Below are 25,178 nucleotides of genomic sequence, written 5' to 3' on the forward strand. Positions count from 1 at the left end.
CCTTTACTCTCAGACTACTCTTTCTTTATTAGTATAGCATAGCTTTTTTCTGTTGTTGATAAAAAAGTTGCCTAACGAATATTTTTTCATAAAAAATAACATTTTACCTATCTAAATAAACCAATTTTATTCACATTTGATTAAAAAAACGTTACACTGGAAGAAAATAAGGAGGAATATTGTATGGATATCTCAGTTATTAAAAAAGAAAAAATCAATACAGAATATGGTATCCGAATTGGCGAGCAGGCACCTAAAACAATCGTTGAGTTTATCAATTTACGCTGCCCATTTTGTAAACAATGGTTTACAGAGTCAAAAGATGTGTTAGAAAAGGCTGTTTCAGACCAGAAAGTAAACCGTCTCATCAAGTTACTTGATCAAACCAAAGAATCTTTGCAACGAGGAAATGTAATGCATCGTTTTGTTACTGACGATAATCCTAAACAAGCCTTAGAAGATATCAGTCGTATTTTTGATTCTCAAGATGAATGGGGGGATCTGTCCTTACACCAAGTGGCAGACTTTGCTAGAAATAACCTTCAGCTAACTGAACATCACCATTTAGACACTGCTGAAGAAATTGTACAAGAAAAAAATCAGGCAAATATTACAGTGACTCCTACGTTATTTCTTGATGGACATATTTTTGATGAAAATATTGATCAACAAACATTAACAAATTATATCAATGAATAAATAAAAAACATTGAGCAACTTTGCATTTTTTCTAAGGGCTAGGTCTAAACCTAAATTTTAGAGAACACTATTGTTTGCTCAATGTTTTTTTATCCTACATTTTCTTTTTCTTTTAATTTATCCGCAAATTCGTTAATTTTACGAATCCGATGGTTAATCCCGGATTTAGAAATGGCACCGGTTGGTAACATTTCACCTAGTTCTTTTAAACTAATCTCTGGATGTTCTAAGCGTAATTCAGCGATTTCTTGAAGTTTGTCAGGCAAAGCAGACAAACCTACCCGATCTTCAATAAATTCAATGTTTTGGATTTGCTTAGAAGCAGCATCGATTGTTTTATTCATATTCGCTGTTTCGCAATTAACCAAACGATTCACTGAATTTCTCATATCCCGCACGATGCGAACATCTTCAAATTTTAGCATGGAGTTGGTTGCTCCAATTAATGTCAGAAAATCTGCAATATGCTCAGCGCCTTTTAAATAAGAGATATATCCTGTTCTTCTTTCTAATGTCCGCGCATTTAAACCATAGTGATTTAACATTTTACAGATATCTTGGTTATGTGCTTCATAAACGGAATAAATCTCTAAATGATATCGGCTCGTTTCCGGATTATTAATAGAGCCGGTAGCCATAAAGGCCCCCCGCAAATAAGAACGCATTTTTTGTGTATTTCCCATGATGTCATTACTTACTTGAGTGCTAGACACTACACCGTCCATAATACTTAGTTCATCTAAGACACGTCTTGTATCTTGTTTTAAACGAACAATATATACATTATTTTTCTTTAACTTCATTTTTCGCCGGACTAAAAGTTCACTGCGCACGTGAAAATGTTCTTTTAATAAAGAATAAATACGTCTTGCGATAGCAGCATTTTCAGTTTGTATATTTAGGATTAATTGTTGGTTAAATAAATTTAGCGAGCCATTCATACGAATCAACGCGGCAAGCTCAGCTTTAGCATGTTCACGATGAACTTCTAAGCTTGTCAGCTCTTTTTTTACATCCGCGGCAAAAGACATGCTTGCACCTCTTTCAAAAATTTCTTAATTTTTTGCCTCATAAACAATTCGTAATAGTTCTTCTGCTACTTTATCGCCATCGTGAAAGACCCCGCCATCTCTTAATTTTAAGAAGTCAGTCGATACCACCCGGCATCCTAAGCTCCTGAGCCCTTTAAAATCATGTTGTACTTGTAGCAAATATTCATCATAAACTTCAAAATTCATATAACCGTCAGGGACTTTTTCAGTATTAACTAAAACAGTGTCTATAAAAGCCTGTCCCAAATGTTCATGTAATACACGAACATGGTCAGCATCTGTAAAGCGCTCAGTTTCTCCCTTTTGTGTCATAATATTACAAATATAGACCGTTTCTGCCTTTGTTTGTAACATCGCCTCTCCGATTTCTGAAATCATCAAATTAGGTAAAATACTGGTAAACAAACTTCCAGGTCCTAAAACGATCATATCTGCTTCTAAAATAGAAGAAACAACTTTTTTAGCTGCTTTAGGCATACCATCATTGGCTTGATTTTTGACAGAAACGTGATCAATGGTTTTACGGTCCAAGGCAATTTTAGACTCACCTCGTACGCTTGTACCATCTTTAAAATCAGCTTGTAAAATAAGCGGTTCATCAGAAGAAGGATAGATATTGCCTTTAACATGCATCATTTTAGATAATAACTGAATCGCCTCATACGTACTACCACGCATCTCACTCATTCCAGCAATAATAAGATTGCCTAAAGCATGATTAGCTAAAAACTTATCTTCTTTATTAAAGCGATATTGAAAAATATCAGAATAAAGTTTTGGCATATCAGATAAAGCAACTAAAACATTCCGCAAATCACCGGGTGGAGTAACTGAAGTCACTGAGTCTCGTAACTGTCCACTACTACCACCGTCATCAGCGACTGTGACAACAGCTGTAATATCGACCCCTTGATTACGTAAACTTTTTAAAATGACGGGTAAACCAGTACCACCGCCCATCACAACAACTTTAGGGCGCCGAATACGGTATGTCTTCATACTCATGAGCGATTCACCGTCTCTTTCCGTTTATCTTTGTCACGATGGGTGATATTCACTTTATAGTCTTGAGACAAAGCTTGACCGATTCTTTGTGTTAATGCCACTGATCGATGCTGTCCTCCAGTACAGCCAATCGCAATCAGCAAATTGCTCTTTCCTTCCTCGACATAACCAGGCATGATCGTTTGCAGCAAGCTCAAGAACTGCTGATAAAAACTTTCAGTCGCAGAAGAGTTCATTACATAATCATAAACCGGCTTTTCCAGCCCGCTTAGAGGACGTAATTCATCAATATAATGAGGATTAGGCAAAAAACGTACGTCCATTACGATATCAGCATCAATAGGCAATCCGTATTTAAAGCCAAAAGAAACCATTTCAATGCGAAAACCTGTATCATTTGAACTACGGAATTCCTCATTAATCCGCTCTCGTAGTTGTCTAGGTGTTAATTGGGTGGTATCTATCACTATCGATGCCTCCGCCTTTAACTCATCTAAAATTGCCCGTTCCTTGCGAATACCTTCTGTAATCAATCCATCCATCGCTAATGGATGGGTACGTCGAGTTTCTTTATAACGCGCAACCAATTCACTATCAGAAGCATCTAAAAACAATATACGAGTATTAATAAAAGAAGTATTCTCAATTTCTACGAGCATGGCCTGTATCTCTTCAAAAAACGACCTTGAACGTAAGTCAATCACTAAAGCAATTTTTGTGATTTTACCGGATTCTTTGATTAGTTCCCAGAACTTAGGGATTAGATTAGGCGGCATATTATCTATGCAAAAGTAGCCTAAATCTTCAAAACTTTGGATAGCTACCGTTTTTCCTGCGCCACTCATCCCTGTGATTATTACTAAATCTAAATTATCGGTCATTTTTTATTCTCCTTGCACGAACTTTTCTATTCTTCAATTATAGCACTCCGGGCGTATCTTTTCGAATGTTTTTTGTGAATATTTATAGTTTCTTTGATTACTTACAAAAAAGGCACTATTTGTAATAACTACTTAAAAATAAAATAATTGAGAGCAAGCTTCTATCTTACTTGTCGCAAACAAAGGACAACAAATCTTATTAAATATAATTCGAATACTTTCGTCTTACTTTTAATGCTGTTACAGTTCCGATTCTCATTTAAAGTGATGTCCAACCTCTAATTACAAGACATAGGATAACTAAATTTTTATCTGATAATTAGTTACCAGGCAAAATAATGAATATTCTAAGTCTCATAACTATGCGTTTAAAATGAATGACGGTTTTCCTTTTTATGTAAAAACAAAAAAGAAGAACCGTTAAAGTTCTTCTTTTCTATAATAATTTCGACAAAGAGTCTAAAAAATTTTCTTATTCTTTATAATATTTTTTTTAAGTATTGCCCTGTATAACTATCTGGCTCCGCTGCAATTTTTTCAGGAGTCCCAGTAGCAATAACAGTTCCGCCATTTTCTCCGCCTTCTGGTCCTAAGTCAATCACATGATCTGCTGACTTTATCACATCTAGATTGTGCTCAATGACTAATACGGTATTTCCCGCATCTACTAGGCGTTCGAGTACTTGCAATAATCTAAGAATATCATCTGAATGTAAACCTGTTGTAGGCTCATCAAGGATGTAAAAGTTTTTACCATTAGAATTTTTATGCAACTCACTAGCTAATTTCATTCGTTGAGCTTCACCGCCAGATAAAGTAGTTGCAGGTTGTCCTAATTTAACATAACCCAAACCTACGTCTACAATCGTTTGAAGTTTGCGTCGAATCTTAGGAATATTTTGGAAAAAGTCAAAGGCATCATCGACTGTCATATCCAAAACTTCAGAAATATTTTTTCCTTTATAATGTACTTCCAAAGTTTCTGAATTATAGCGTCTGCCATGACAAACTTCACAAGGCACATAGATGTCTGGTAGAAAATGCATCTCAATTTTAATAATCCCATCGCCCTTACAAGCTTCACAACGCCCACCTTTGACATTAAAACTAAAACGTCCCTTTTTATAGCCGCGTATTTTGGCTTCATTCGTCTGAGCAAATAAATCACGAATGTCATCAAAGACACTCGTATAAGTAGCTGGATTACTACGTGGCGTTCTTCCGATAGGGCTTTGATCTATGTCAATAATTTTTTCGATATTCTCATAGCCGGTAATTTTTTTAAACTTCCCTGGTTTTTTTGAACTCCGGTTTATTCGTTGAGCCAAGGCTTTTTTCAAAATTTCATTAATCAATGTGGATTTGCCTGACCCTGATACGCCAGTGACCGTAATGAATTTCCCTAAAGGAAATTTAACATTAATATTTTTTAAGTTGTTTTCTTGCGCGCCAGTTAACGTAATATTCTTTTTATTCCCCTTACGCCTTTTTTTAGGAACAGGAATTTCTTTTTTGCCACTAAGGTACTTGCCAGTTAACGAATGGGGATTTTCGGCTACTTGTTGCGGGGTTCCTGAAGCCACAATTTCTCCACCATAATCACCAGCACCAGGCCCTACATCAATTAGATAATCGGCCGAACTCATCGTATCTTCATCATGTTCCACTACAATCAAGGTATTTCCTAAATCGCGCATTTTCTTTAGTGAACTCAACAGCCGATCGTTGTCGCGTTGATGAAGACCAATCGATGGTTCATCTAAAATATAAAGAACTCCAGATAAGTTAGAACCAATTTGTGTAGCTAGTCGAATACGCTGAGCTTCACCGCCAGAAAGCGTACCAGCAGAACGACTTAATGTCAGATAGTCTAAGCCGACATTTTGTAAAAAGTTTAACCGATCGTCAATTTCTTTAACAATTGGCAGGGCAATCGTTTGCTCCTGCTCAGATAAAGTGAGCTCTTCGACAAAATCAGCTGCATAATTGATTGCTAAATCGCTGATTTCACCAATATGCTTACCGTTTACTTTAACCGAAAGTGCTTGATCATTTAAGCGATAACCATGACATAATTGGCAAGTTAGTTCGGTCATATATAAACGCATTTGGTCACGCGTAAAATCACTGTTTGTTTCATGATAACGACGTTTAATGTTGGTCATTACTCCTTCAAAAGGCATATCAACATCGCGAACGTTACCAAAGTCATTTTGATAATGAAAATGGAAATGCTCTCCATTCGATCCATACAAGACAATGTCTTTTTGTTCTTTAGATAAATCTGCAAATGGAGTATCCATATCTATGCCAAACCCCTGGCAGGCTTGCTCTAGCATTTGCGGATAATATTGGGAACTAATAGGGTTCCAAGGAACAATTGCTCCTTGTCGCAAAGTTTTCGATTGGTCAGGTATAACCAAATCAATATCCACTTCTAATTTTATTCCCAAGCCATCACATTCAGGACAAGCGCCAAAAGGAGCATTAAAAGAAAACAAGCGAGGTTCCAATTCTCCTACAGTAAAACCACAATATGGGCAAGAATAATGCTCACTAAAAAGCATCTCTTCTCCATCAATGATATCGACTACGGCGTAGCCGTTAGATAAACGCAAAGCTGATTCAAAAGAATCAAACAAACGAGAACGAACACCTTCTTTAATAACAATCCTGTCAACGACAATTGCTATATCGTGTTTTTTATTTTTTTCAAGTTCTGGCACTTCTGTTATATCGTAAATTTCACTATCCACGCGTACACGTACATAGCCTTCTTTTTGCACTTGTTCTAATGTTTTCTTATGTTGACCTTTTTTTTGAACAACTACTGGCGCTAGTAGTTGAATTCTACTTCTTTCTGGTAATTCAAGGACCTGATCGACCATTTGCTCTGGCGATTGACTCGTAATTTCGACATGGTCATTAGGACAAATTGGATAACCCACTCGAGCATATAACAAGCGCAAATAATCGTTAATTTCAGTAACAGTTCCAACTGTTGAACGAGGGTTTTTACTAGTTGTTTTTTGATCAATGGAAATAGCTGGACTTAAACCATCAATGCTATCAACATCTGGCTTATCCATTTGACCTAAAAATTGTCTGGCATAAGAAGACAGACTTTCTACATAGCGTCGCTGCCCTTCAGCATACAGCGTATCAAAAGCCAAAGAACTTTTCCCAGATCCAGACAAACCAGTGACCACTACCAATTGATCTCTTGGAATGGTCACATCTACATTTTTTAAATTATGGGCACGAGCGCCATGTATCACAATTTTATCATTTGACATATTTTTCCCCCGAATCATTTAAGCTTTTAATTCTAAAATCGAATCACGTAAAGTTGCTGCTTTTTCAAAATCCAGAGATTTCGCAGCTTCTTTCATTTCTACTTCTAATTTTTCTACCAAATCTTCTTTTTCATCTTGACTAAGATTTTCGTAAGATAGTTGCTCCCCATTGTCTTCTTCTACCATAGAAGAAATTGAAATCAAATCACGAACATCTTTTTTAATCGTTTGTGGTACAATCCCATGTTCTTCATTGTAAGCTTCTTGGATTTTACGACGCCGAGTCGTTTCATCCATAGCGTTTTGCATGGAATCGGTGATTTTATCTGCATACATCACGACTTTGCCATCCGCGTTTCTAGCAGCTCTTCCCATTGTTTGAACAAGAGAACGTTCACTACGTAAAAATCCTTCTTTGTCAGCATCTAGTATAGCAACAAGAGAAACTTCAGGAACATCTAAACCTTCTCTTAACAAGTTAATTCCAACTAAAACATCAAATTCACCTAAACGTAAGTTCCGAATGATTTCAGTTCTTTCTAATGTTTTAATATCACTATGCAGATACTTCACTTTTATACCTAACTCTCGGAAGTAGTCCGTTAGATCTTCTGCCATTTTTTTCGTCAATGTTGTCACAAAAACCCGTTCATCGTTTTCTACCCGTTGATTGATTTCACCTACAAGGTCATCAATTTGTCCCATAATTGGCCGCACTTCAATAAGTGGATCTAAAAGTCCTGTTGGACGAATAATTTGTTCAACTACCGTGTTTGTTTGTTCATTTTCATAAGGACCAGGAGTTGCTGAGACATAAATAATTTGGTTTACATGATTTTCAAATTCTTCTAACTTCAACGGTCGGTTATCTAAAGCAGAAGGTAGACGAAATCCATAATCCACCAACATTTGTTTTCTAGCACGGTCTCCATTATACATTCCTCGAATTTGCGGCATGGTGACATGCGATTCATCTACGACAATCAAGTAGTCTTCTGGGAAAAAGTCAAGCAGTGTATAAGGCGGTTCCCCTTCTTTTCTGCCGTCCATGTGTCTAGAGTAGTTTTCAATTCCAGAAGTATAACCCATTTCCCGCAACATCTCAATATCATAATTAGTTCGTTGTTCTAAGCGCTGTGCTTCTAACAGTTTGTTATTTTCTTTTAAGACAGTCAAGCGATCCTCTAACTCATCCTTGATCGAAGTAATAGCCGTTTCCAGATGATCTTCATCGGTCACAAAGTGAGTCGCTGGAAAAATAGAAACATGCTCAGTCTCGCTTACGATTTCGCCCGTTAATGCATCAACTTCTCGAATACGATCAATTTCGTCCCCGAAAAACTCAACTCGCAAGGCTCGTTCAGCACGCGATACTGGAAAGATTTCAACCACGTCGCCTCTTACCCGAAAACGTCCCCGCTGGAAATCAATGTCGTTACGTTCAAACTGAATATCTACTAATGAACGTAATAGTTCATCACGAGAAATTTCCATTCCTTGGCGTAAAGAAACAACTTGTTTTTGGTATTCCATAGGTGAACCCAAACCAAAGATACTTGACACAGAAGCAACCACAATCACGTCATTACGTTCTAATAACGAACTAGTGGCTGAGTGTCGCAACTTATCTATTTCATCATTAATGCTAGAATCTTTCTCAATATAAGTATCACTTGAAGGAACATAAGCTTCTGGTTGATAATAGTCGTAATAACTCACAAAATATTCAACCGCATTATTAGGAAAAAATTCTTTAAATTCGCCATACAACTGACCGGCTAATGTTTTATTGTGAGCAATTATTAACGTTGGTTTATTTACATTTTGAATGACATTTGAAATCGTATATGTTTTACCTGTCCCAGTAGCACCTAAAAGAATTTGAGCTTTTTTATGATTTAACACCCCATCAGTCAACTCTTCAATTGCTTCAGGCTGGTCGCCTGATGGCTGATAATTTGAAACAAGTTCAAATTGATGTGATACTTCTTTTTCAATCATAAATGTCTTCCTTCTTTCTGGATAAATCTATCCTGTATGCAATGATTGCTTTTGCTATACTATTCTAACATACCGAACGTACTTTCGCCATTTTTTTACTCACTTCTAAATTTTCTTTTATATGTAAGATTATTTTACATAAATTGTTATATTTTTGTGTTATTTTGTACTTTTTCTTCATATTTTCTTGCTTTGTTTGAAAAGTTTGATATATAATTTTCTTTATTAAGACAATATATGGAAAGATATTCAACTTCCTGCCAGCAAAAAATTTAAATTTTATTTCCCTCGATTGTCTATAAAGGAGGAGATTTTAAATGAAAAAAAGAACGATGTTTGTTTCATTTCTTGCTTTTTTAATGGCTTTTTTCTTTTTTACTAGCAAAACAGCCGCTGCTGAAGAAAAAACTTATGAAATCGGAACTGACGTAACGTTTGCCCCATTTGAATTTCAAAATGACGAGAATAAATATGAGGGTATTGATATTGATTTGTTAAATGCTATCGCTAAAGATCAAGGTTTTAAAGTGAAATTGCGGCCTTTAGGTTTTGATAGCTCAGTCCAAGGGGTACAATCCAACCAACTTGATGGAATGATTGCAGGAATGTCAATCACTGATGAACGAAAGAAAAGTTTTGATTTTTCTGATCCTTATTTTGATAGTGGTATTCAAATGGCAGTCGCTAAAGGAAATGATGAGATAAAATCTTACAAAGATCTAAATGGAAAAACGGTGGGTGCTAAAGTTGGAACGGAAAGTGCCGATTTTTTGGAAGACAATAAAGACAAATACCATTTTGATGTCAAAAATTATGACGATGCTACAGGATTATATGGAGCAGTAAAAAATGATACTGTCGAAGCGATTTTTGATGATTATCCTGTCCTTGGCTATGCCATCAAACAAGGTGAAAATTTATCTCTAGTTGGTGAACCAGAACAAGGAAATCCCTATGGTTTTGCAGTCAAAAAAGGTGAAAATAAAGAGCTTTTAGAAAAATTCAATGCTGGCTTGAAAAAACTAAAAGATTCTGGAGAATATGATAAAATTGTTAACAACTATGTAGAGGCTAATGATGATAGTAATGAAACGGGCGAAATGAAAAAAGTAGAGCCTAAAAAAGATGAATACGTTATTGCGAGTGATTCAGCTTTTGCTCCATTTGAATTTCAAAATAACGAAAATAAATATGTGGGAATTGACGTAGATTTAATGAAACGTGCAGCAGAAATGCAAGGCTTTAACGTAACATTTAATCACATCGGTTTTTCAGGTGCAGTTCAGGCTGTCGAAGGAGACCAAGCTGACGGAATGATCGCCGGTATGTCTATTACCGACGAGCGAAAAGAAAGTTTTGATTTCTCTGACCCTTACTTTGAAAGTGGTATTCAAATCGCCGTAAAAGAAGGAAATAAAGACGATGTCACTTCTTATGACGACCTCGACGGAAAAACAGTAGGTGCCAAAGTTGGTACGGAAAGCGCTGATTTCTTAGACGAAAATAAAGATAAGTATGGTTTTAAAGTGAAGTTATACGATGATGCCGACCAATTATATGAAGCTGTTCGCGTGGATGCAATTGATGCCTTAATGGATGACTATCCAGTGATTGGCTATTCCATGGCTCAAGGACAAGCGCTTGAAACGCCAATTGAGCGTGAGTCAGGCGGAGAATATGGTTTTGCGGTTAAAAGGGGACAAAACCCAGAACTGTTAGAAATGTTTAACGAAGCACTAAAAGAAATGAAGCGTACAGGAGAATATGACCAAATCATTTCAACTTACATCGATGACAGTGGTAGCTCCACAGCGAACAAATCCGCTACAGATGAGTCATCTTTTGTCGGGCTAATTAAAAATAATTATAAAGTATTATTAAATGGTTTATGGAAAACGATGGCCTTAGCCTTACTTTCTTTTGCCTTAGCATTAATTGTAGGAGTTATTATTGGACTATTTAGTGTGGCTCCTATCAAAATCTTACGTACGGTTGCTTCAATTTACGTAGATGTGATCCGTGGCATCCCTATGATGGTACTAGCTTTCTTCATTTTCTTCGGTCTATCTGATGCAATTGGTGTGACAATTCCTGACTTTACAGCAGGTGTCATCACACTGACTTTAAATGCCAGTGCCTATATCGCAGAAATTGTCAGAGGCGGAATTAACGCAGTCCCTAGCGGACAAATGGAAGCTTCAAGAAGTTTAGGTCTTACCTACAACCGTACGATGCAAAAAATTATTTTGCCACAAGCCGTAAAAATAATGATTCCATCGTTTGTAAACCAGTTTGTCATTTCTTTAAAAGATACGACCATTATATCTGTTATCGGCGTAGTAGAATTATTGCAAACGGGAAAAATCATTGTTGCGCGTACTATGCAAAGTACCTATGTATATTTGATAATTGCGATTATGTATTTGATTGTAATTACCGCTTTAACCAAATTAGCAAAAGTGCTGGAAAAGAAGGTGAAATAAAATGAATGAAAAAATTTCAGTCGAAAATTTGGTCAAAAAATTTGGCGACAATACTGTACTAAATGATATCACCACTTCTATTAAAGAGGGAGAAGTCGTTTGTATTATTGGTCCTTCCGGTTCAGGAAAATCAACTTTTTTACGTTGTTTAAATCGTTTGGAAGAAGCCACCAGTGGACAAATCATCATTGATGGAGAGCATCTAACTGATAAGAAAACCAATATTAACCAAATACGCCAACATATAGGAATGGTTTTTCAACATTTTAACTTATTCCCTCACCTTTCTGTTTTAGAAAATATCATGCTTGCTCCATTAGACGTAAAAGGAGAAAACAAGCAAGAAGTCGAAAAGCGGGCTGATGAACTATTAGAAACAGTTGGCTTATCAGATAAAAGAGAAGTGTATCCGGAAAGTCTTTCTGGTGGACAAAAACAACGGGTTGCCATCGCCCGTGCATTAGCAATGAATCCAGATATTATGTTATTTGACGAACCTACCTCAGCTTTAGACCCTGAAATGGTTGGTGACGTCTTGAACGTTATGAAAAAATTGGCCCACCAAGGAATGACCATGGTGATCGTTACTCATGAAATGGGCTTTGCTAAAGAAGTAGCTAATCGTATTATGTTTATCGATGACGGCTATTTTTTAGAAGATGGCAAACCAGATGAAGTTTTCAATCATCCTAAAAACGAGCGTACAAAAGCATTTTTAGAAAAGGTGCTGAATATCTGACCCAAACAAAAAAGAGTTCTCTCTTCGAGAACTCTTTTTTGTTACTTATTTTCAGAAAATGTCTTTCGTTTTTCTTATTTTTTTCCAAAAGCATCTTTCATCTTATCAAAAAAGCCTTCTAATTGTTGTTCTTCAGTACTTTGACCAGTTAATTCAGCAAAATTTCGTAGTGCCTCTTTTTGCTCTTCATTTAAGTTCTTCGGTGTAATTATCTTCACTGTTACTTGTTGGTCTCCAGTGCTGTTTCCTCTTAAACGAGGTGCTCCTTTGCCTTTCAAACGGAATTTCGTATTAGTTTGCGTACCTGCCGGAATCTTCAATTTAACGTCTCCATGAACAGTAGGTACATCAACTTCATCACCTAAAGCCGCTTGTACAAAGTTAATTGGCAATTCATAATAGATCTCAGAACCATCGCGATCAAAAATGTCACTTTCTGCCACATAAAAGACAACGTACAAGTCTCCATAAGGTCCACCGTTTGTCCCGGCTTCTCCTTGATTAGCTAACCTCATTTGTTGTCCGTCTTCTACACCTGCTGGAACAGAAACATTTACGCTATGTGTTTTCTTTTCATGTCCTGTACCATGACAAGTTTCGCAAACTTCTTTAATTTCTTTCCCTGTTCCATGACAAACGTCACAAGTTTGACGAGTCATTACACGGCCAAGTGGGGTTTGACGTTCAACATTGATAGTACCAGAGCCTTTACATTTATGACAAGTTTCAGGCTGAGTACCTGGTTTTGCACCGTTGCCGCCACATGTATGACAAACTTCATTTCGTTTATAGGTAATTTCTGTTTCTTTACCGAAGATTGCTTCTTCAAAAGTTAAATGAATTGAATACTGCAAATCGTCCCCTTGACGCGGAGCATTTGGATCTGCGGATCGGCCCCCACCAAAGAAAGATTCAAAAATGTCTTCAAAGCCACCGAAGCCACCAGCATCTGAGAATCCGCCGAAGCCGCCAAATCCACCAGCACCACCACCGCCGTAATTGGCGTCTGTGCCTGCATGTCCATATTGATCATAAGCTGCCCGTTTCTGTGGGTCGCTTAAAACTTCATAAGCCTCTGAGATTTCTTTAAATTTCTCTTCTGCATCAGGCTCTTGGTTGATGTCTGGATGATATTTTTTGGAAAGCTTACGATATGCCTTTTTGATTTCGTCATCTGAAGCCCCTTTTTCTACGCCTAGGACTTCATAATAATCACGTTTTGTTGCCATTGGCTTCCCTCCATCTAATACTTTAACAGTCTTTCGTATTTTATCATAAATTATGCAGAAGAAACATTAGTTTATTAAAATACTTAATAAAAAAGACTATTTTCTACTCTAGTAGACAACATTTCAAAAGAAAAAGCCAAAGCAGATGACTTTGGCTTTTTCACAACGAACGAAATTATTTATCGTCATCGTCTACTTCTTCAAAATCTGCATCCACTACATCATCATCGTTAGAAGTATTAGAAGCATCATCTGAACCTTGTTGTCCTTGTTGTTCTTGTGCTGCTTGTTCGTACATCTTAACGCTCAAGTTTTGTACGATTTCATTTAATGCATCACGTTTTGCTTTCATATCTTCGATGTCATCTGCTTCAACAGCAGCTTTCAATTCATCACGTGCGTTTTCTGCTTTTTTAACTTCTTCTTCGTCCACTTTTCCGTCAAGTTCGCTCAATGTTTTATCTACTGTAAATAGCAATGAGTCTACTTCATTACGCAAGTCAACTTCTTCTTTACGTTTTTCGTCTGCTTCAGCGTTTGCTTCAGCATCCTTAACCATTTTATCAATTTCTTCATCTGATAAACCTGAAGATGATTGAATAGTGATTTTTTGTTCTTTTTGTGTACCTAAGTCTTTAGCAGAAACATTTACAATACCGTTTTTATCAATATCAAATGTAACTTCAATTTGAGGTACACCACGTGGAGCAGCTGGAATATCCGTCAATTGGAAACGTCCTAAAGTCTTATTATCAGCTGCCATTGGGCGTTCACCTTGAAGTACATGAATATCAACAGCCGGTTGGTTATCAGCAGCCGTAGAGAATACTTGTGACTTGCTTGTTGGAATTGTCGTATTACGATCAATTAACTTCGTAAATACACCACCCATAGTTTCAATTCCAAGGGATAGAGGAGTTACGTCAAGCAAGACAACATCTTTCACGTCTCCACTAATAACACCAGCTTGAATAGCAGCACCCATTGCAACTACTTCATCTGGGTTAACTGATTTATTTGGTTCTTTCCCTGTTTCTTTACGTACAGCTTCAACAACAGCCGGAATACGAGTAGAACCACCCACTAAGATGACTTGATCAATATCAGATTGAGACAATCCAGCATCTTTCAAAGCTTGGCGTACAGGTTCTTTAGTACGATCAACTAAGCTAGTAGTTAACTCGTCAAATTTGGCACGAGTCAAGTTCATTTCTAAATGAAGCGGTCCATCTTCACCTGCTGTAATAAATGGTAAGCTAATTTGTGTACTTGAAACACCAGATAAATCTTTCTTAGCCTTTTCAGCAGCATCTCTTAAACGTTGTAAAGCCATTTTATCTTTACTTAAGTCTATGCCGTTTTCTTTTTTAAATTCACTAACCATATAATCGATGATTTTTTCGTCAAAATCATCCCCGCCTAGGTTATTATCACCAGCAGTTGATAATACATCAAATACGCCGTCACCTAATTCAAGAATGGAGACGTCAAAAGTACCGCCACCAAGGTCAAAAACTAAGATTTTTTCATCTTGTTCTGTCTTATCTAAGCCGTAAGCTAAAGCAGCAGCTGTTGGTTCATTGACGATACGTTCTACTTCTAATCCGGCAATTTTACCCGCATCTTTTGTTGCTTGACGTTGCGAGTCATTAAAATAAGCTGGCACTGTAATAACAGCTTTTTCAACATCTTCGCCCAGATAATCCTCTGAAAAACCTTTGATGTATTGTAAAATCATTGCCGAAATTTCTTGCGGAGTATAAGACTTGCCATTTGCTTCTACTTTATAACCATCTTCACCAATGTGACGTTTGATAGAAGAAATAGTATCAGGGTTGGTTACTGCTTGTCTTTTTGCTACCTCGCCTACTTGAATTTCTCCATTTTTAAATGAAACAACAGAAGGTGTTGTGCGATTTCCTTCTGGGTTTGTAATAATCTTGGATTCGCCGCCTTCTAAAACTGAAACGGCTGAATTTGTCGTACCTAAGTCAATACCAATTATCTTACTCATACTATGATCTCCTTTGTAATATTATCATTTATTTAAATTGAAATACTCTAATTTATTGTGCGACAACTACCATACTAGCACGAAGAACACGGTCGTAAAGCTTATAGCCTTTTTGTAATACTTCAACCACTGTCTCTGCCGGATGGTCTTCTGTCGCAGGAACGGTTTGCACTGCTTGATGCAGTGTGGGGTCAAATGTCTCTCCTTTTGCGGAAATCTCTTCAATCCCTTCTTCTTGCATTGCAGAACGTAAACTTTCTAAAGTCATTTCCACGCCTTTTTTCAAGTTTTCGTTTTGTTCATCTTCGACTTCAATTGCTACAGCGCGTTCCAAATTATCAAGAGCAGGTAGTAATTTTTTTCCTAAATCTTGAGAACGGTATTTCTGCAACATTTGACGTTCGTTACGAAAACGATTATTCATATTCGTAAGCTCGGCTGAAGCCCGAAGATATTTGTCTTCCATTTCATCCAGTTGCGCTTTTAATTCGTCAACTTCAGAAATAGATTGTACACTTTCATCTTCTGTTTCTTCAACTGTTTGGTCTTCATTTTCCACAGCTGCTTTATCTTCGTTAACCTCAGAAGAGAAAGTTTCTTCTACTTCCTCTGCTTTTTTTTCTTTATCAGACAATGATCTAACATCCCTTCTATATATAATTGACAATTCACGCAGATTAACCGAATGAATCGATCGAACGATAGTACTCATCCAGCGTTAGCGCTAATTCTTGACGAAATACATCAAGTAAACTAAACATCTTTGAATACGGCATGCTAGCCGAGCCTAATAATGCAATTGTACCATTACCATGGCCTTTGATCTTATAATTGGCCTGAATCAAACTCATACCACTTAACAAATCGCTCCCCAACTCTGAACCGATTCGAACCTGAATTGGTTGATCTTTAGAGCTTAGTAATTCATTTAAGCGATTCGAATTTTCCATGAATAAGTACATAGATTTAAATTGATCAACATTTTGAATCTGATCAGAATTTAGTAAGTTCATCTGTCCACCTACAAAGATCTTTTCTTCAAAAGCTTCACCTAGCATGCTATTAAATAGGTCAAGAATCCCTTCTGTCGTTTGAAAGTACTTATGAAGAATCATCGGAATCTCGGTCCGCAGGCGCTGATAAACTGTTAGTAAAGGCTCGCCGATTAATTTATCGTTAATAATCCGTACAATTTTTTCAAGATCTTCGCTATCTACGCTTTTAGGTATTGAAAAAACTTGATTTTCAACATTGCCTTTGTCAGTTACAATGATTGCGATCACTTGCCGATTATTTAAAGGAACCATTTTAAAACCTGTCAACCTTCTATTTTTTACATCCGGACCAATAGAAAGCGCCGTATAACTAGTTAAGTTAGAAAGAATCTTAGCTGATTGCTCAATGATATCATTGATTTCGTTGAAATCTTTCCCTAAGGACTGCCGAATAGCGTCTACTTCGCTTTTTTCTAATGCTTCCGGCTCAAGAAGATAATCGACATAATAACGATAACCCTTTAACGAAGGGACACGACCTGAAGAAGAATGTGGTTTGATTAAAAGACCGTAATCTTCAAGAGTTTTCATCTCATTTCTAATCGTGGCCGAACTAGCTGCAATCCCTTCTTCCATCAGCGTTTTAGATCCAATTGGCTTTCCTAAATTTGTATAATTATGAATAATTAAATGCAAAATATTATTCTGTCTTTGCGTTAACAAATTTATCACCTTCTCATTAGCACTCTTTATATCTAAGTGCTAACACGGTTACTAATATATCATAAATATCAAAGATGTCAAGAGAAAATGCTCAAAAAATTAGCACTCTTTAAGCTAGAGTGCTAATTTTAAAAAAAGCGTATAAAAAACTGGCTTTTTATACTTTGACTTGTGGTAAACTATGGTCAAGACAACAGTGTCAAAGGAGCCTTTAACTTATGTCAAAAACTAATCCCAGTACTTCTTGTTACATCCATATCCCTTTTTGTGAACATATTTGCTTTTATTGCAATTTTAATAAAGTTTTTCTAAAAGGACAACCCGTCGACGAATATATTCAAGGATTATTAAAAGAGATACAATTAACTCTGAGTATCCATCCCACAGAGAATACTGAGACCATTTATATCGGAGGAGGTACGCCTACTTCTTTATCTGCTAAGCAATTAGATGATTTACTCAGTGGCATCACTCAATTGTTGCCCGTTGAAACCACCAAAGAATTTACAATTGAAGCAAATCCTGGTGATTTGACGCAAGAAAAACTAGATGTCATTAAAAATTATGGAATAAATCGGCTTTCAATGGGGGTGCAAACTTTTGATGATCGGCTTTTAAGAAAAATTGGACGAAAACATACAGCAAGAGATGTCTATCAATCGTTAAAATTAATCGAAAAAAATCAAATTGAAAATGTTTCAATTGATCTAATCTATGCCTTGCCTGGGCAAAGCTTTGAAGATTTTCGTATTAGCTTAAAAAAAGCGATTGCCCTTGATTTACCCCACTATGCGATGTATTCCTTAATTTTGGAAAATAAAACGATGTTTATGAATTGGGTACGTCGTGGAAGAATTGAACTGCCTGAACAAGAAGAAGAAGCTAAAATGTTCGAACTGGCTATTGAAGAAATGGAAAAAGCCGGGTTTTCTCATTATGAAGTTAGCAATTTTGCCAAAAAAGGATGGGAATCTAAACACAACTTAGTTTATTGGAATAATGAACATTATTATGGCTTTGGCGCAGGAGCAAGTGGCTATTTAAATCAACAACGTTACAGAAATTTTGGCCCTATTCAGCATTATTTGAATCCCTTACGCAGCAATCAATTACCTATTGTTGAAACAGAAAAGCTCACCTTAAAAAATCAAATCGAGGAAGAGATGTTTTTGGGATTACGAAAACAAGAAGGTGTCTCTTTAGTTCGTTTTAAAGAAAAATTTGGACAAGAATTAACTGAATTGTATCGTCAGGTGCTGCCAGATTTATTTGCCAAACAGCTATTAACCTATGAAAACAATCGTATTAAACTAACTAAAAAGGGCGTATTTTTAGGTAATGACGTATTTGAAAAATTCTTATTATCTTAAATCCCATTTACGATTTTGTTATGCTCTTGTCAAAAATAGGACATTACTTAATTAAGTAATGTCCTAAAAATTTAGCAGATAGTTTTTCTCAGATTTCTTTTCTCCGTATGCCTCCTTGTTTTTTAATACGCCAAATAGTTAGCAGTAAAGCAAACAGGCAAATAAGCGCAGAACCTAAAAAAGTGACTTTCATGCCGTAAATAAATACATCTGGCCGACCGGGAATATAAGTCGTTACTTTTTCTCCTACTCTCATACTCATAGCATGATACAAAATGGTCGTAGAAGAAGCGATACCCACTACCATACCGAAATTTCTGGCAAAAGAATTCATACTGCCAGCCACACCAAGATTTCCCTTTGTTACACTACTCATAATCATCGTATTATTAGGTGATTGAAATAACGAATTTCCCAACCCCATAATTGCAGTAGCTAAAATATAATACCAAATAGGCGTATCCACTTCCATAAATACATACATCAACTGTGTAATGACAAGTAAGCTCAATCCAAGCAGTACAAGTAGTTCACTTCCAATTTTATCCGTTAAATAACCGCTTATAGGAGAACCAATGACCATCAAAAATGGAAAAGTCATCATTAAAAAACCCGCATAGCTAGGACTTAATCCGCGAGCGTTTTGTAAATAAAAAGGAATAATAACATTAACAAAAAAATTAGACGAAAAAATAAGCAAAGCACTAAATAAACTCATCGTAAAAATTTTATTTTTAAAAACAGAGAATGTAATTAAAGGAAGGCTGATTCTTTTTTCTATAAAAATAAACAAAATAAACGTAACAATAGCTACTATAAATAAACTCAACGGCAAAGCATGAGTAAATCCTTGTTCTTGTCCAAGAAAAACGCCGCCGAACAAAGACAAAATGAATAATGAGAAACTAATAAAGCCAGTTTTATCGATTCTTTGTCCACTTTTTGTAATATCTTTAGGTAGGAATTTTTCACCAATCAACATAGTGATAATCCCTACCGGTACATTAATCCAAAATATGTATTGCCAGGATAGTTGAGCTAAAATAAGTCCACCTAGGCCAGGGCCAGCAATAGCTCCTAATGATACAAATGCACCGATTGAACCCAGCGCACGTCCTCTTTCTTCTAGTGGAAATACTTCGGTGATAATCCCAGTATTGGTCGCCATTGTCATGCTTGCTCCAATTGCTTGAACGACACGAGCAAATAACAAAAACAACAGTGATTGGTTAAAACCACATAATAATGACCCAAAAGTAAAAATTAAAGTGCCAATACGATAAACTTTAATTTTACCAAAACTATCCCCTACTTTCCCAAATAAAAGTAAGCAAGAACAAACGATCATTAAATAAATAGAAACAATCCATTCAGATTGGTTCATAGGTACCGATAAATCCTTAGAAATTGTTGGCAAAGCGATGTTTACAATACTGCCATCTAATGTAGACATAAAAGTAAACATAGAAACAGAAATTAAAATCCACCAACGATTTTTTTGTACTTCTTTATTCTCTTGAAAACTGTTCATATAAGTCTTCCTCCTTTGCGCTACTTTCTATTATATGGAAATCTTTTATTTTTTCCTAGTAAAATCAAAAAACATTTTTAATTCTATTTTATAAAATACTACTTAAAAAAGCTAACAGTCGAAAATACCTATGGCTTAGCTTATAGAGCATCTAAACAAGAAAAACCATTTGAGCCAAATAGTTTTTGCTCAAATGGTTCAATATCTTCTAAATTTCAACAATCTATTTACCAGCCACCGGAAGCACCACCACCACCAGAAGCACCTCCGCCGAACGAGCCGCCGCCAAATCCACCACCAAAACCGCCGCCGCGTCCACCACGGCCTTTTGACGATCGAGGATTATAAGCAGATGAAGCATAATGGGCGGTTAAAATTAACCCGCGATAATCATATAACGTATCGCCTACTAATACGCGACGTCCTATTTTACGGCCAGATGGATATTTGTTCAACAAGCGTCCGATATCTCTATTTTTTAACACATGATGATAAGTTTGCCAGTAAACCATACCATAAAAAATAAGTGCATATAGGTTTAATTTTTTAATTTGTTCAGCAGACTGTTCTGTGATGTTATTATCATTTCCAACAATACTAGAAAATTCTTTGTAGTCTTTTTTTATCCATTTTCTAGTTCTCATTATTCCAACAAAATATAAAAGAACCACCATAAATAAGAGAGACATAAAAACAATTGGAATAAGTAAAACAAAGCCTAGACTATCTCGACGACCTTCATAAGTGTTTATTTGGCTATCTTCATAAGGTGTTTTTGAATTAATATAATTTGCAACTAAATCAGTCGTTGCACTCACGCCTTCTGAATAATCTTCATCTTGATAGTTTTCTACTACTTCATCGTCATCAAGAATATCCTGACTATCAGCATCTGTTAGCACACCTTCAAGTCCATACCCTACTTCTAATCTAGTTTCCTGTTCAGAAACCGACATCAAATATAGTACGCCATTGTCTTCCTCCTTATTTCCTATACCTAAGTTATTAAAGATATCTGTTGCGTAAGACTCAATATCTTTTCCATTAGGTAATTGATTAAGCGTGACAACCATAAATTGCGCACCATTAGCATTCTCATCTAACTGTCGGTTGAACTGATAAATTTTTTCCTTTACTTCATTAGATAAAATTCCTGCATTATCTGAAACAAAAATATTATTACGATCAATTGCAATCGTGCTATTTCCTATATCCGCTTCGTAATAATCAGCTTGAGGTGTATATTCATTAGCGTACTGTGCTTTTTGCGCTTGTAAAGTTGTTTCAAATGAAGAAGTATTTTGCGCGTCAATTTCTGCTTCTTTTTGCTCTTTTTGCGCTTGCAGCTGGCTAATTTGGCTATTGTAATACTGTTCCATTACATTTTTTTGATGATTTAATAAAGGCACGCCGATAACAAAAAATAATAACCCCAGTAAAATAAAACATCCACATATCCAAACATAAATAGTATTCAAGCGTTTAAAACGTCGATAATAATGATGAATATTTTTTATGGTATTTTTATTTAAATGTGCCTCGTTCACTTCTTTCATAGACAAAAGCCCCCTTTATTCACTCGTATCAATATCAAAATCGACCTCGGGAACTTCTTGCGCGCCTTCTTCAGCTTCAAAATTATCCTTTCTATCAAAGTTGAATATGTTAGCAACTAAATTATTAGGAAAACGTACCAGTAATTGATTATATTGGTTAACCGATTGTATGTAACGTCTCCGTTCTGTTGAAATTCGATTTTCCGTTCCTTCTAGTTGGGACATTAATGTCCTAACATTATCATTTGACCTTAGTTCTGGGTAATCTTCTCTGATAACATTAACCATTGTTGAAAGTTGTCCAGACAATTCGTCATTTGCTTCCACTGTTTCTTCAGGTGTATTGGCTTCATTATAAGCTTGTCTGGCTTCGGCAATGTTACCAAATATTTCTTGTTCTTGTTGCATACTTCCTTGAACCGATTCTACTAAATTAGGCACAAGATCGGCTCTTCTTTGCATCACATTTTCAACTTGTGACCAGCTTGCATCCACATCATTTTCAGCTGATGCTAAGCGATTATAAGTAAAAACAGTAGGTGCAGCAATAACAAAAATCACTGCCGCAATAATTAATAACAAAAGATTCCGGTTTCTTTTATCCAATTTTAAATCACCTTCCTTGTGAGTATTTCACATTCTATTTTACCATAAAATAACATATACCACAAAAGGATACTAGCTACATCCTTTGACAAGTCAGTCTCTATGTCTTAAGCTTAAGACAACATCACAATAATAAAAAGGGAAGGTCATCATGGAAGAAACGATCTTTTTTAACCGTGGAAATGCTTTAACATCAGATGTCGATCAAGAAGAATTGATGAAAAAAGTGCAAATCGAAAAAGATAAACGCGGCCTAAATGAAAAATTAGTCGTTGTCCAAGACAAGAGCGGCGAATACTTGTTGTTTGATTTTTCTGATGCTGACTCTGAAAATACATCAGCTACTGAATTTCAAGTAAAACAAATCATCGAAAATGAAACATCCTCCGATTAATTTTTGTACAGCGCTCCTTTGTCTTTGAATAGCAAAACAGCTGACAAGAGAACTTTTTAGTTCTCTTGTCAGCTTATTTTTATCTGTATGAAAAAATTATCCCTTTTTGTTCTCAAAATAACGACGTGTGCTTCTTTCATCTTTTTTCAACTGTTGGATAAGTTCCTCTGCGCCATTAAAAGCTACTTGATCACGTATAAGATGGTTCCATCGTACGCTTACCTGCTCGCCATAAATATCCTGCGAAAAATCTAAAATATATACCTCAACGGTTAATTGACGTCCTTTTTCAAAAGTATCATTGTGACCAATAGATCCCATTGCCGGATGCCATTTATCCCCTATTTTAATTTCGGCAACATAAACGCCTTCTTTAGGCAAACGAGTTGTACTTTCAGTTTTGATGTTGGCCGTAGGAAAACCCAAAGTACGCCCTCTAGCATCGCCATGGACCACTATCCCATCAATTTCATAGGTATAGCCTAATAAACTCGCTGCTTTTTCCATATCTCCTTGATCTAGACATTCCCTAATCCGGGTCGAACTAATCTTACTGTTATCTTGCGTTTTTTTAGAAACAGCGATTACTTCAAACCTTCCTTTAGCATATTGCGGTAGATGTTTCATATCTGCTATATCTTCTGGTCCATAAGTGTAGTCAAAGCCAGCCACAGCAAATTTTGCATTTAAATTGACAATATACTGGTCAACAAATTCTTGTGGACTTAGGCTTGCAAATAAAGAGGTGAATTCAACAATATATAAATAATCCACTCCAAGGTGAGCCATTAACTGCTTCTTTTGCTCATTATTTGTTAAATATTTCATTTCGTCCGGTTTAACTTTTTTAAACACGATGGAAGGGTGTTGATTAAAAGTCATCACTGCCAACTTTAAACCATTTTGATCTGCGATTTTTCTGCCTTTTTCAATGACTTTTTGATGTCCTTTATGTACACCGTCAAAAAAGCCTAATACTAAAACGACATCTCCTGCAGGAACTATATCATTTGTATAAGGATGCCTAAACTCAATGACCTTCATAAAACATTAATCTCCTAACTAACTTCATTCCGTAATACTTTCAACGGCTTTAAGCCACTCTTTTCTTTTGGATTTGGCTCATATAAACTAACCACTTTACTTTGATAAAAAATGGCAATTGGCGCTACAGGCATTTCTGTTAGCTGGAAGTCTTGATAAGATAACCTCATTCCATTTCTTACTTTTTGCCATAATTCAGTGTTAATATCTATTCGTTGAAAATGCTGAACACCATATTCAATTGGTACGAGTAAATCATCAATGTGATTTTCTTCGACTGCAGTCTGTACTTGTTCTAAAGTTACAGTTTGCTGTTTAGTAAAACCACCACTTTTTATACGAGTTAAATCAGACATATGCGCGCTGACTCCTAGTTTCTTTCCCACATCAACCGCTAATATTCGAATATAAGTTCCTTTGCCACAAACGACTTTAAAACGCCAAGACTGCAGCTGTTCTTTTTTTTGATAGGAAGGAGGAGAGGTGCGTGCAAAAGAATCTACTTGGACTTTGCGCTGTGGACGTTCTACCGTTTGTCCATTTCTGGCATATTCGTAAAGACGTTTACCGTTGACTTTCACTGCTGAGTACATGGGTGGAATCTGCGTAATTTCACCAACCAACGATTGCATAGCTTGATCGATTTCTTCTGTTGAAAAAGGACCCGTAAGTAAATCACGCTTGACAACTTCTCCTAATGCATCTTCAGTTGTTGTCGCATATCCCAAAGTAATTTCACCTTCATATTCTTTACCAGAATCTGTTAAAAATTCAATCACTTTCGTTCCTTTGCCAATGCAAATTGGTAATACTCCATCAACGTCCGGGTCAAGAGTGCCTCCGTGACCTACTTTTTTTGTATGTAATATTTTTCTCAATCTAAAAACGCAATCATGACTTGTCATGCCACGCTCTTTCCATAGTGGTAAAATCCCGTTCATAAGTCCTCCTTGCTTTTTTCAGCCTTAATAGTATAACATAATTTTTTGCAAAAATCACAAATCAAAAATAAGGAGATTTTATTTGTTCAATTGCTAGCACAAAAAAATATAAGAAATCATACTTGTTCTTATTAGCAAGCTGTCTCTAGACAACAAGTTTGATAATTTAAATAAAAAACAGGTATCCGCCTGCAATGACTTCTAAAGTTAGTACGTAAACTTACCTCTTAGAAGCCATTTCATCAGATACCTGTTTTAATTGTTAATCTTCATTTTCATGTAATTCACGAATCACTTCATCGATTCTTTCGCCATATTCGACGGATTCGTCCAGTTCAAAGAAGATTTCAGGCGTTTTATAGATACTTAAAGCATGGCCTACTTCACGCCGTACTAGTCCTTTAGCTTTTTCTAGTCCCAATTGTGCTTCTTTTTTCGCTGAAGCATCATCAGACAAAATACTGTAATAAATTGTTGCTTGTTGCAAATCACCTGTAACATGCACATCGGTGATTGTCACATCTTGTACACGAGGATCACGAATCTTTTTTTGCAACAAATGATTTACTTCTTTTAATATCTCTTGGGCTACTCTTCGATCACGATAATTAGCCATGAA

General features: G+C 36.2%; 20 protein-coding genes. 5 read left to right on the forward strand and 15 right to left on the reverse strand.

Annotated features, from left to right (window positions below):
• Positions 1–183: 183 nt before the first annotated feature.
• A complete protein-coding gene (locus TS1_RS01235) occupies positions 184–699 on the forward strand; it encodes a thioredoxin domain-containing protein (RefSeq protein WP_068706985.1) in 516 nt (171 codons plus the stop codon).
• 89 nt (positions 700–788) lie between these two features.
• Here TS1_RS01235 and whiA read toward each other — a convergent pair whose 3' ends face one another.
• The 5 genes from whiA to uvrB form a co-directional block, all read right to left on the reverse strand.
• Positions 789–1,730, reverse strand: a complete 942-nt coding sequence (gene whiA, locus TS1_RS01240) for a DNA-binding protein WhiA (RefSeq protein WP_068706987.1) — start codon at positions 1,728–1,730, stop codon at positions 789–791.
• A 24-nt stretch (positions 1,731–1,754) separates the two neighbouring features.
• Positions 1,755–2,756, reverse strand: a complete 1,002-nt coding sequence (locus tag TS1_RS01245) for a gluconeogenesis factor YvcK family protein (RefSeq protein WP_068706989.1) — start codon at positions 2,754–2,756, stop codon at positions 1,755–1,757.
• On the reverse strand, positions 2,753–3,637 hold the full coding sequence (gene rapZ / locus TS1_RS01250; protein WP_068706991.1) for an RNase adapter RapZ: 885 nt from the start codon (positions 3,635–3,637) through the stop codon (positions 2,753–2,755). The genes TS1_RS01245 and rapZ overlap by 4 nt, the downstream gene beginning before the upstream one ends.
• Before the next feature lie 479 nt (positions 3,638–4,116).
• Complete coding sequence (gene uvrA, locus TS1_RS01255; RefSeq protein WP_068706993.1) at positions 4,117–6,933, reverse strand: excinuclease ABC subunit UvrA; 2,817 nt, start codon at positions 6,931–6,933, stop codon at positions 4,117–4,119.
• Positions 6,934–6,951: 18 nt separating this feature from the next.
• On the reverse strand, positions 6,952–8,934 hold the full coding sequence (gene uvrB, locus TS1_RS01260) for an excinuclease ABC subunit UvrB (protein ID WP_068706995.1): 1,983 nt from the start codon (positions 8,932–8,934) through the stop codon (positions 6,952–6,954).
• Between the two features lie 317 nt (positions 8,935–9,251).
• On the opposite strand from uvrB, the gene TS1_RS01265 reads away from it, so the two are divergent.
• Together TS1_RS01265 and TS1_RS01270 are read left to right on the forward strand one after the other, a co-directional pair.
• Positions 9,252–11,417: an amino acid ABC transporter substrate-binding protein/permease gene (locus tag TS1_RS01265; RefSeq protein WP_068706997.1), complete on the forward strand. Its 2,166-nt coding sequence runs from the start codon at positions 9,252–9,254 to the stop codon at positions 11,415–11,417.
• Position 11,418: 1 nt separating this feature from the next.
• Positions 11,419–12,156: an amino acid ABC transporter ATP-binding protein gene (locus TS1_RS01270; protein WP_068706999.1), complete on the forward strand. Its 738-nt coding sequence runs from the start codon at positions 11,419–11,421 to the stop codon at positions 12,154–12,156.
• Positions 12,157–12,230: 74 nt separating this feature from the next.
• Here TS1_RS01270 and dnaJ read toward each other — a convergent pair whose 3' ends face one another.
• The 4 genes from dnaJ to hrcA all read right to left on the reverse strand — a co-directional run bounded on the left by dnaJ (position 12,231) and on the right by hrcA (position 17,117).
• The gene (gene dnaJ, locus TS1_RS01275; RefSeq protein ID WP_068707001.1) at positions 12,231–13,385 is read right to left on the reverse strand and encodes a molecular chaperone DnaJ; all 1,155 of its coding nucleotides are present in this window, start codon (positions 13,383–13,385) and stop codon (positions 12,231–12,233) included.
• Positions 13,386–13,560: 175 nt separating this feature from the next.
• Positions 13,561–15,399 (reverse strand): molecular chaperone DnaK, encoded by a 1,839-nt coding sequence (gene dnaK, locus TS1_RS01280; protein ID WP_068707003.1) that lies wholly within the window; start codon positions 15,397–15,399, stop codon positions 13,561–13,563.
• 52 nt (positions 15,400–15,451) lie between these two features.
• Complete coding sequence (grpE, locus tag TS1_RS01285; RefSeq protein ID WP_068707005.1) at positions 15,452–16,033, reverse strand: nucleotide exchange factor GrpE; 582 nt, start codon at positions 16,031–16,033, stop codon at positions 15,452–15,454.
• A 43-nt stretch (positions 16,034–16,076) separates the two neighbouring features.
• A complete protein-coding gene (gene hrcA, locus TS1_RS01290) occupies positions 16,077–17,117 on the reverse strand; it encodes a heat-inducible transcriptional repressor HrcA (protein WP_068707007.1) in 1,041 nt (346 codons plus the stop codon).
• A gap of 218 nt (positions 17,118–17,335) precedes the next feature.
• Here hrcA and hemW point away from each other — a divergent pair, with 218 nt between their 5' ends.
• Positions 17,336–18,487, forward strand: a complete 1,152-nt coding sequence (gene hemW / locus TS1_RS01295) for a radical SAM family heme chaperone HemW (protein WP_068707009.1) — start codon at positions 17,336–17,338, stop codon at positions 18,485–18,487.
• An 88-nt stretch (positions 18,488–18,575) separates the two neighbouring features.
• Here hemW and TS1_RS01300 read toward each other — a convergent pair whose 3' ends face one another.
• From TS1_RS01300 to TS1_RS01310, 3 genes are all read right to left on the reverse strand, one after another.
• Positions 18,576–20,018 (reverse strand): MFS transporter, encoded by a 1,443-nt coding sequence (locus TS1_RS01300; RefSeq protein WP_068707011.1) that lies wholly within the window; start codon positions 20,016–20,018, stop codon positions 18,576–18,578.
• A 227-nt stretch (positions 20,019–20,245) separates the two neighbouring features.
• Positions 20,246–21,574 carry a TPM domain-containing protein gene (locus tag TS1_RS01305; RefSeq protein ID WP_068707013.1) on the reverse strand — a complete coding sequence of 443 codons (1,329 nt, stop codon included), beginning with the start codon at positions 21,572–21,574 and terminating at the stop codon, positions 20,246–20,248.
• 15 nt (positions 21,575–21,589) lie between these two features.
• Positions 21,590–22,180 (reverse strand): LemA family protein, encoded by a 591-nt coding sequence (locus TS1_RS01310; protein WP_068707014.1) that lies wholly within the window; start codon positions 22,178–22,180, stop codon positions 21,590–21,592.
• Positions 22,181–22,331: 151 nt separating this feature from the next.
• On the opposite strand from TS1_RS01310, the gene TS1_RS01315 reads away from it, so the two are divergent.
• A complete protein-coding gene (locus TS1_RS01315) occupies positions 22,332–22,574 on the forward strand; it encodes a hypothetical protein (protein WP_068707016.1) in 243 nt (80 codons plus the stop codon).
• 96 nt (positions 22,575–22,670) lie between these two features.
• Here the strand turns inward: TS1_RS01315 and ribF are convergent, their stop codons facing one another.
• The 3 genes from ribF to rbfA form a co-directional block, all read right to left on the reverse strand.
• Positions 22,671–23,618 (reverse strand): riboflavin biosynthesis protein RibF, encoded by a 948-nt coding sequence (gene ribF, locus TS1_RS01320; protein ID WP_068707019.1) that lies wholly within the window; start codon positions 23,616–23,618, stop codon positions 22,671–22,673.
• 14 nt (positions 23,619–23,632) lie between these two features.
• Positions 23,633–24,559, reverse strand: a complete 927-nt coding sequence (gene truB, locus TS1_RS01325) for a tRNA pseudouridine(55) synthase TruB (RefSeq protein ID WP_068707021.1) — start codon at positions 24,557–24,559, stop codon at positions 23,633–23,635.
• 262 nt (positions 24,560–24,821) lie between these two features.
• Positions 24,822–25,175: a 30S ribosome-binding factor RbfA gene (gene rbfA / locus TS1_RS01330; RefSeq protein WP_068707023.1), complete on the reverse strand. Its 354-nt coding sequence runs from the start codon at positions 25,173–25,175 to the stop codon at positions 24,822–24,824.
• Between the last annotated feature and the right edge of the window lie 3 nt (positions 25,176–25,178).

The organism is Tetragenococcus solitarius NBRC 100494, assembly GCF_001544195.1.
In the GTDB taxonomy this organism is placed as follows: domain Bacteria; phylum Bacillota; class Bacilli; order Lactobacillales; family Enterococcaceae; genus Tetragenococcus; species Tetragenococcus solitarius.

What these genes read in the sequence shown, in the direction of transcription:
- uvrA (WP_068706993.1), bottom strand. Translation starts at nt 6,933, where the DNA reads ATGTCAAATGATAAAATTGTGATACATGGCGCTCGTGCCCATAATTTA.
- rapZ (WP_068706991.1), bottom strand. Translation starts at nt 3,637, where the DNA reads ATGACCGATAATTTAGATTTAGTAATAATCACAGGGATGAGTGGCGCA.
- dnaK (WP_068707003.1), bottom strand. Translation starts at nt 15,399, where the DNA reads ATGAGTAAGATAATTGGTATTGACTTAGGTACGACAAATTCAGCCGTT.
- hemW (WP_068707009.1), top strand. Translation starts at nt 17,336, where the DNA reads ATGTCAAAAACTAATCCCAGTACTTCTTGTTACATCCATATCCCTTTT.
- TS1_RS01235 (WP_068706985.1), top strand. Translation starts at nt 184, where the DNA reads ATGGATATCTCAGTTATTAAAAAAGAAAAAATCAATACAGAATATGGT.
- ribF (WP_068707019.1), bottom strand. Translation starts at nt 23,618, where the DNA reads ATGAAGGTCATTGAGTTTAGGCATCCTTATACAAATGATATAGTTCCT.
- TS1_RS01265 (WP_068706997.1), top strand. Translation starts at nt 9,252, where the DNA reads ATGAAAAAAAGAACGATGTTTGTTTCATTTCTTGCTTTTTTAATGGCT.
- truB (WP_068707021.1), bottom strand. Translation starts at nt 24,559, where the DNA reads ATGAACGGGATTTTACCACTATGGAAAGAGCGTGGCATGACAAGTCAT.
- whiA (WP_068706987.1), bottom strand. Translation starts at nt 1,730, where the DNA reads ATGTCTTTTGCCGCGGATGTAAAAAAAGAGCTGACAAGCTTAGAAGTT.
- uvrB (WP_068706995.1), bottom strand. Translation starts at nt 8,934, where the DNA reads ATGATTGAAAAAGAAGTATCACATCAATTTGAACTTGTTTCAAATTAT.
- TS1_RS01245 (WP_068706989.1), bottom strand. Translation starts at nt 2,756, where the DNA reads ATGAGTATGAAGACATACCGTATTCGGCGCCCTAAAGTTGTTGTGATG.
- TS1_RS01315 (WP_068707016.1), top strand. Translation starts at nt 22,332, where the DNA reads ATGGAAGAAACGATCTTTTTTAACCGTGGAAATGCTTTAACATCAGAT.
- TS1_RS01305 (WP_068707013.1), bottom strand. Translation starts at nt 21,574, where the DNA reads ATGAAAGAAGTGAACGAGGCACATTTAAATAAAAATACCATAAAAAAT.
- rbfA (WP_068707023.1), bottom strand. Translation starts at nt 25,175, where the DNA reads ATGGCTAATTATCGTGATCGAAGAGTAGCCCAAGAGATATTAAAAGAA.
- TS1_RS01270 (WP_068706999.1), top strand. Translation starts at nt 11,419, where the DNA reads ATGAATGAAAAAATTTCAGTCGAAAATTTGGTCAAAAAATTTGGCGAC.
- TS1_RS01300 (WP_068707011.1), bottom strand. Translation starts at nt 20,018, where the DNA reads ATGAACAGTTTTCAAGAGAATAAAGAAGTACAAAAAAATCGTTGGTGG.
- dnaJ (WP_068707001.1), bottom strand. Translation starts at nt 13,385, where the DNA reads ATGGCAACAAAACGTGATTATTATGAAGTCCTAGGCGTAGAAAAAGGG.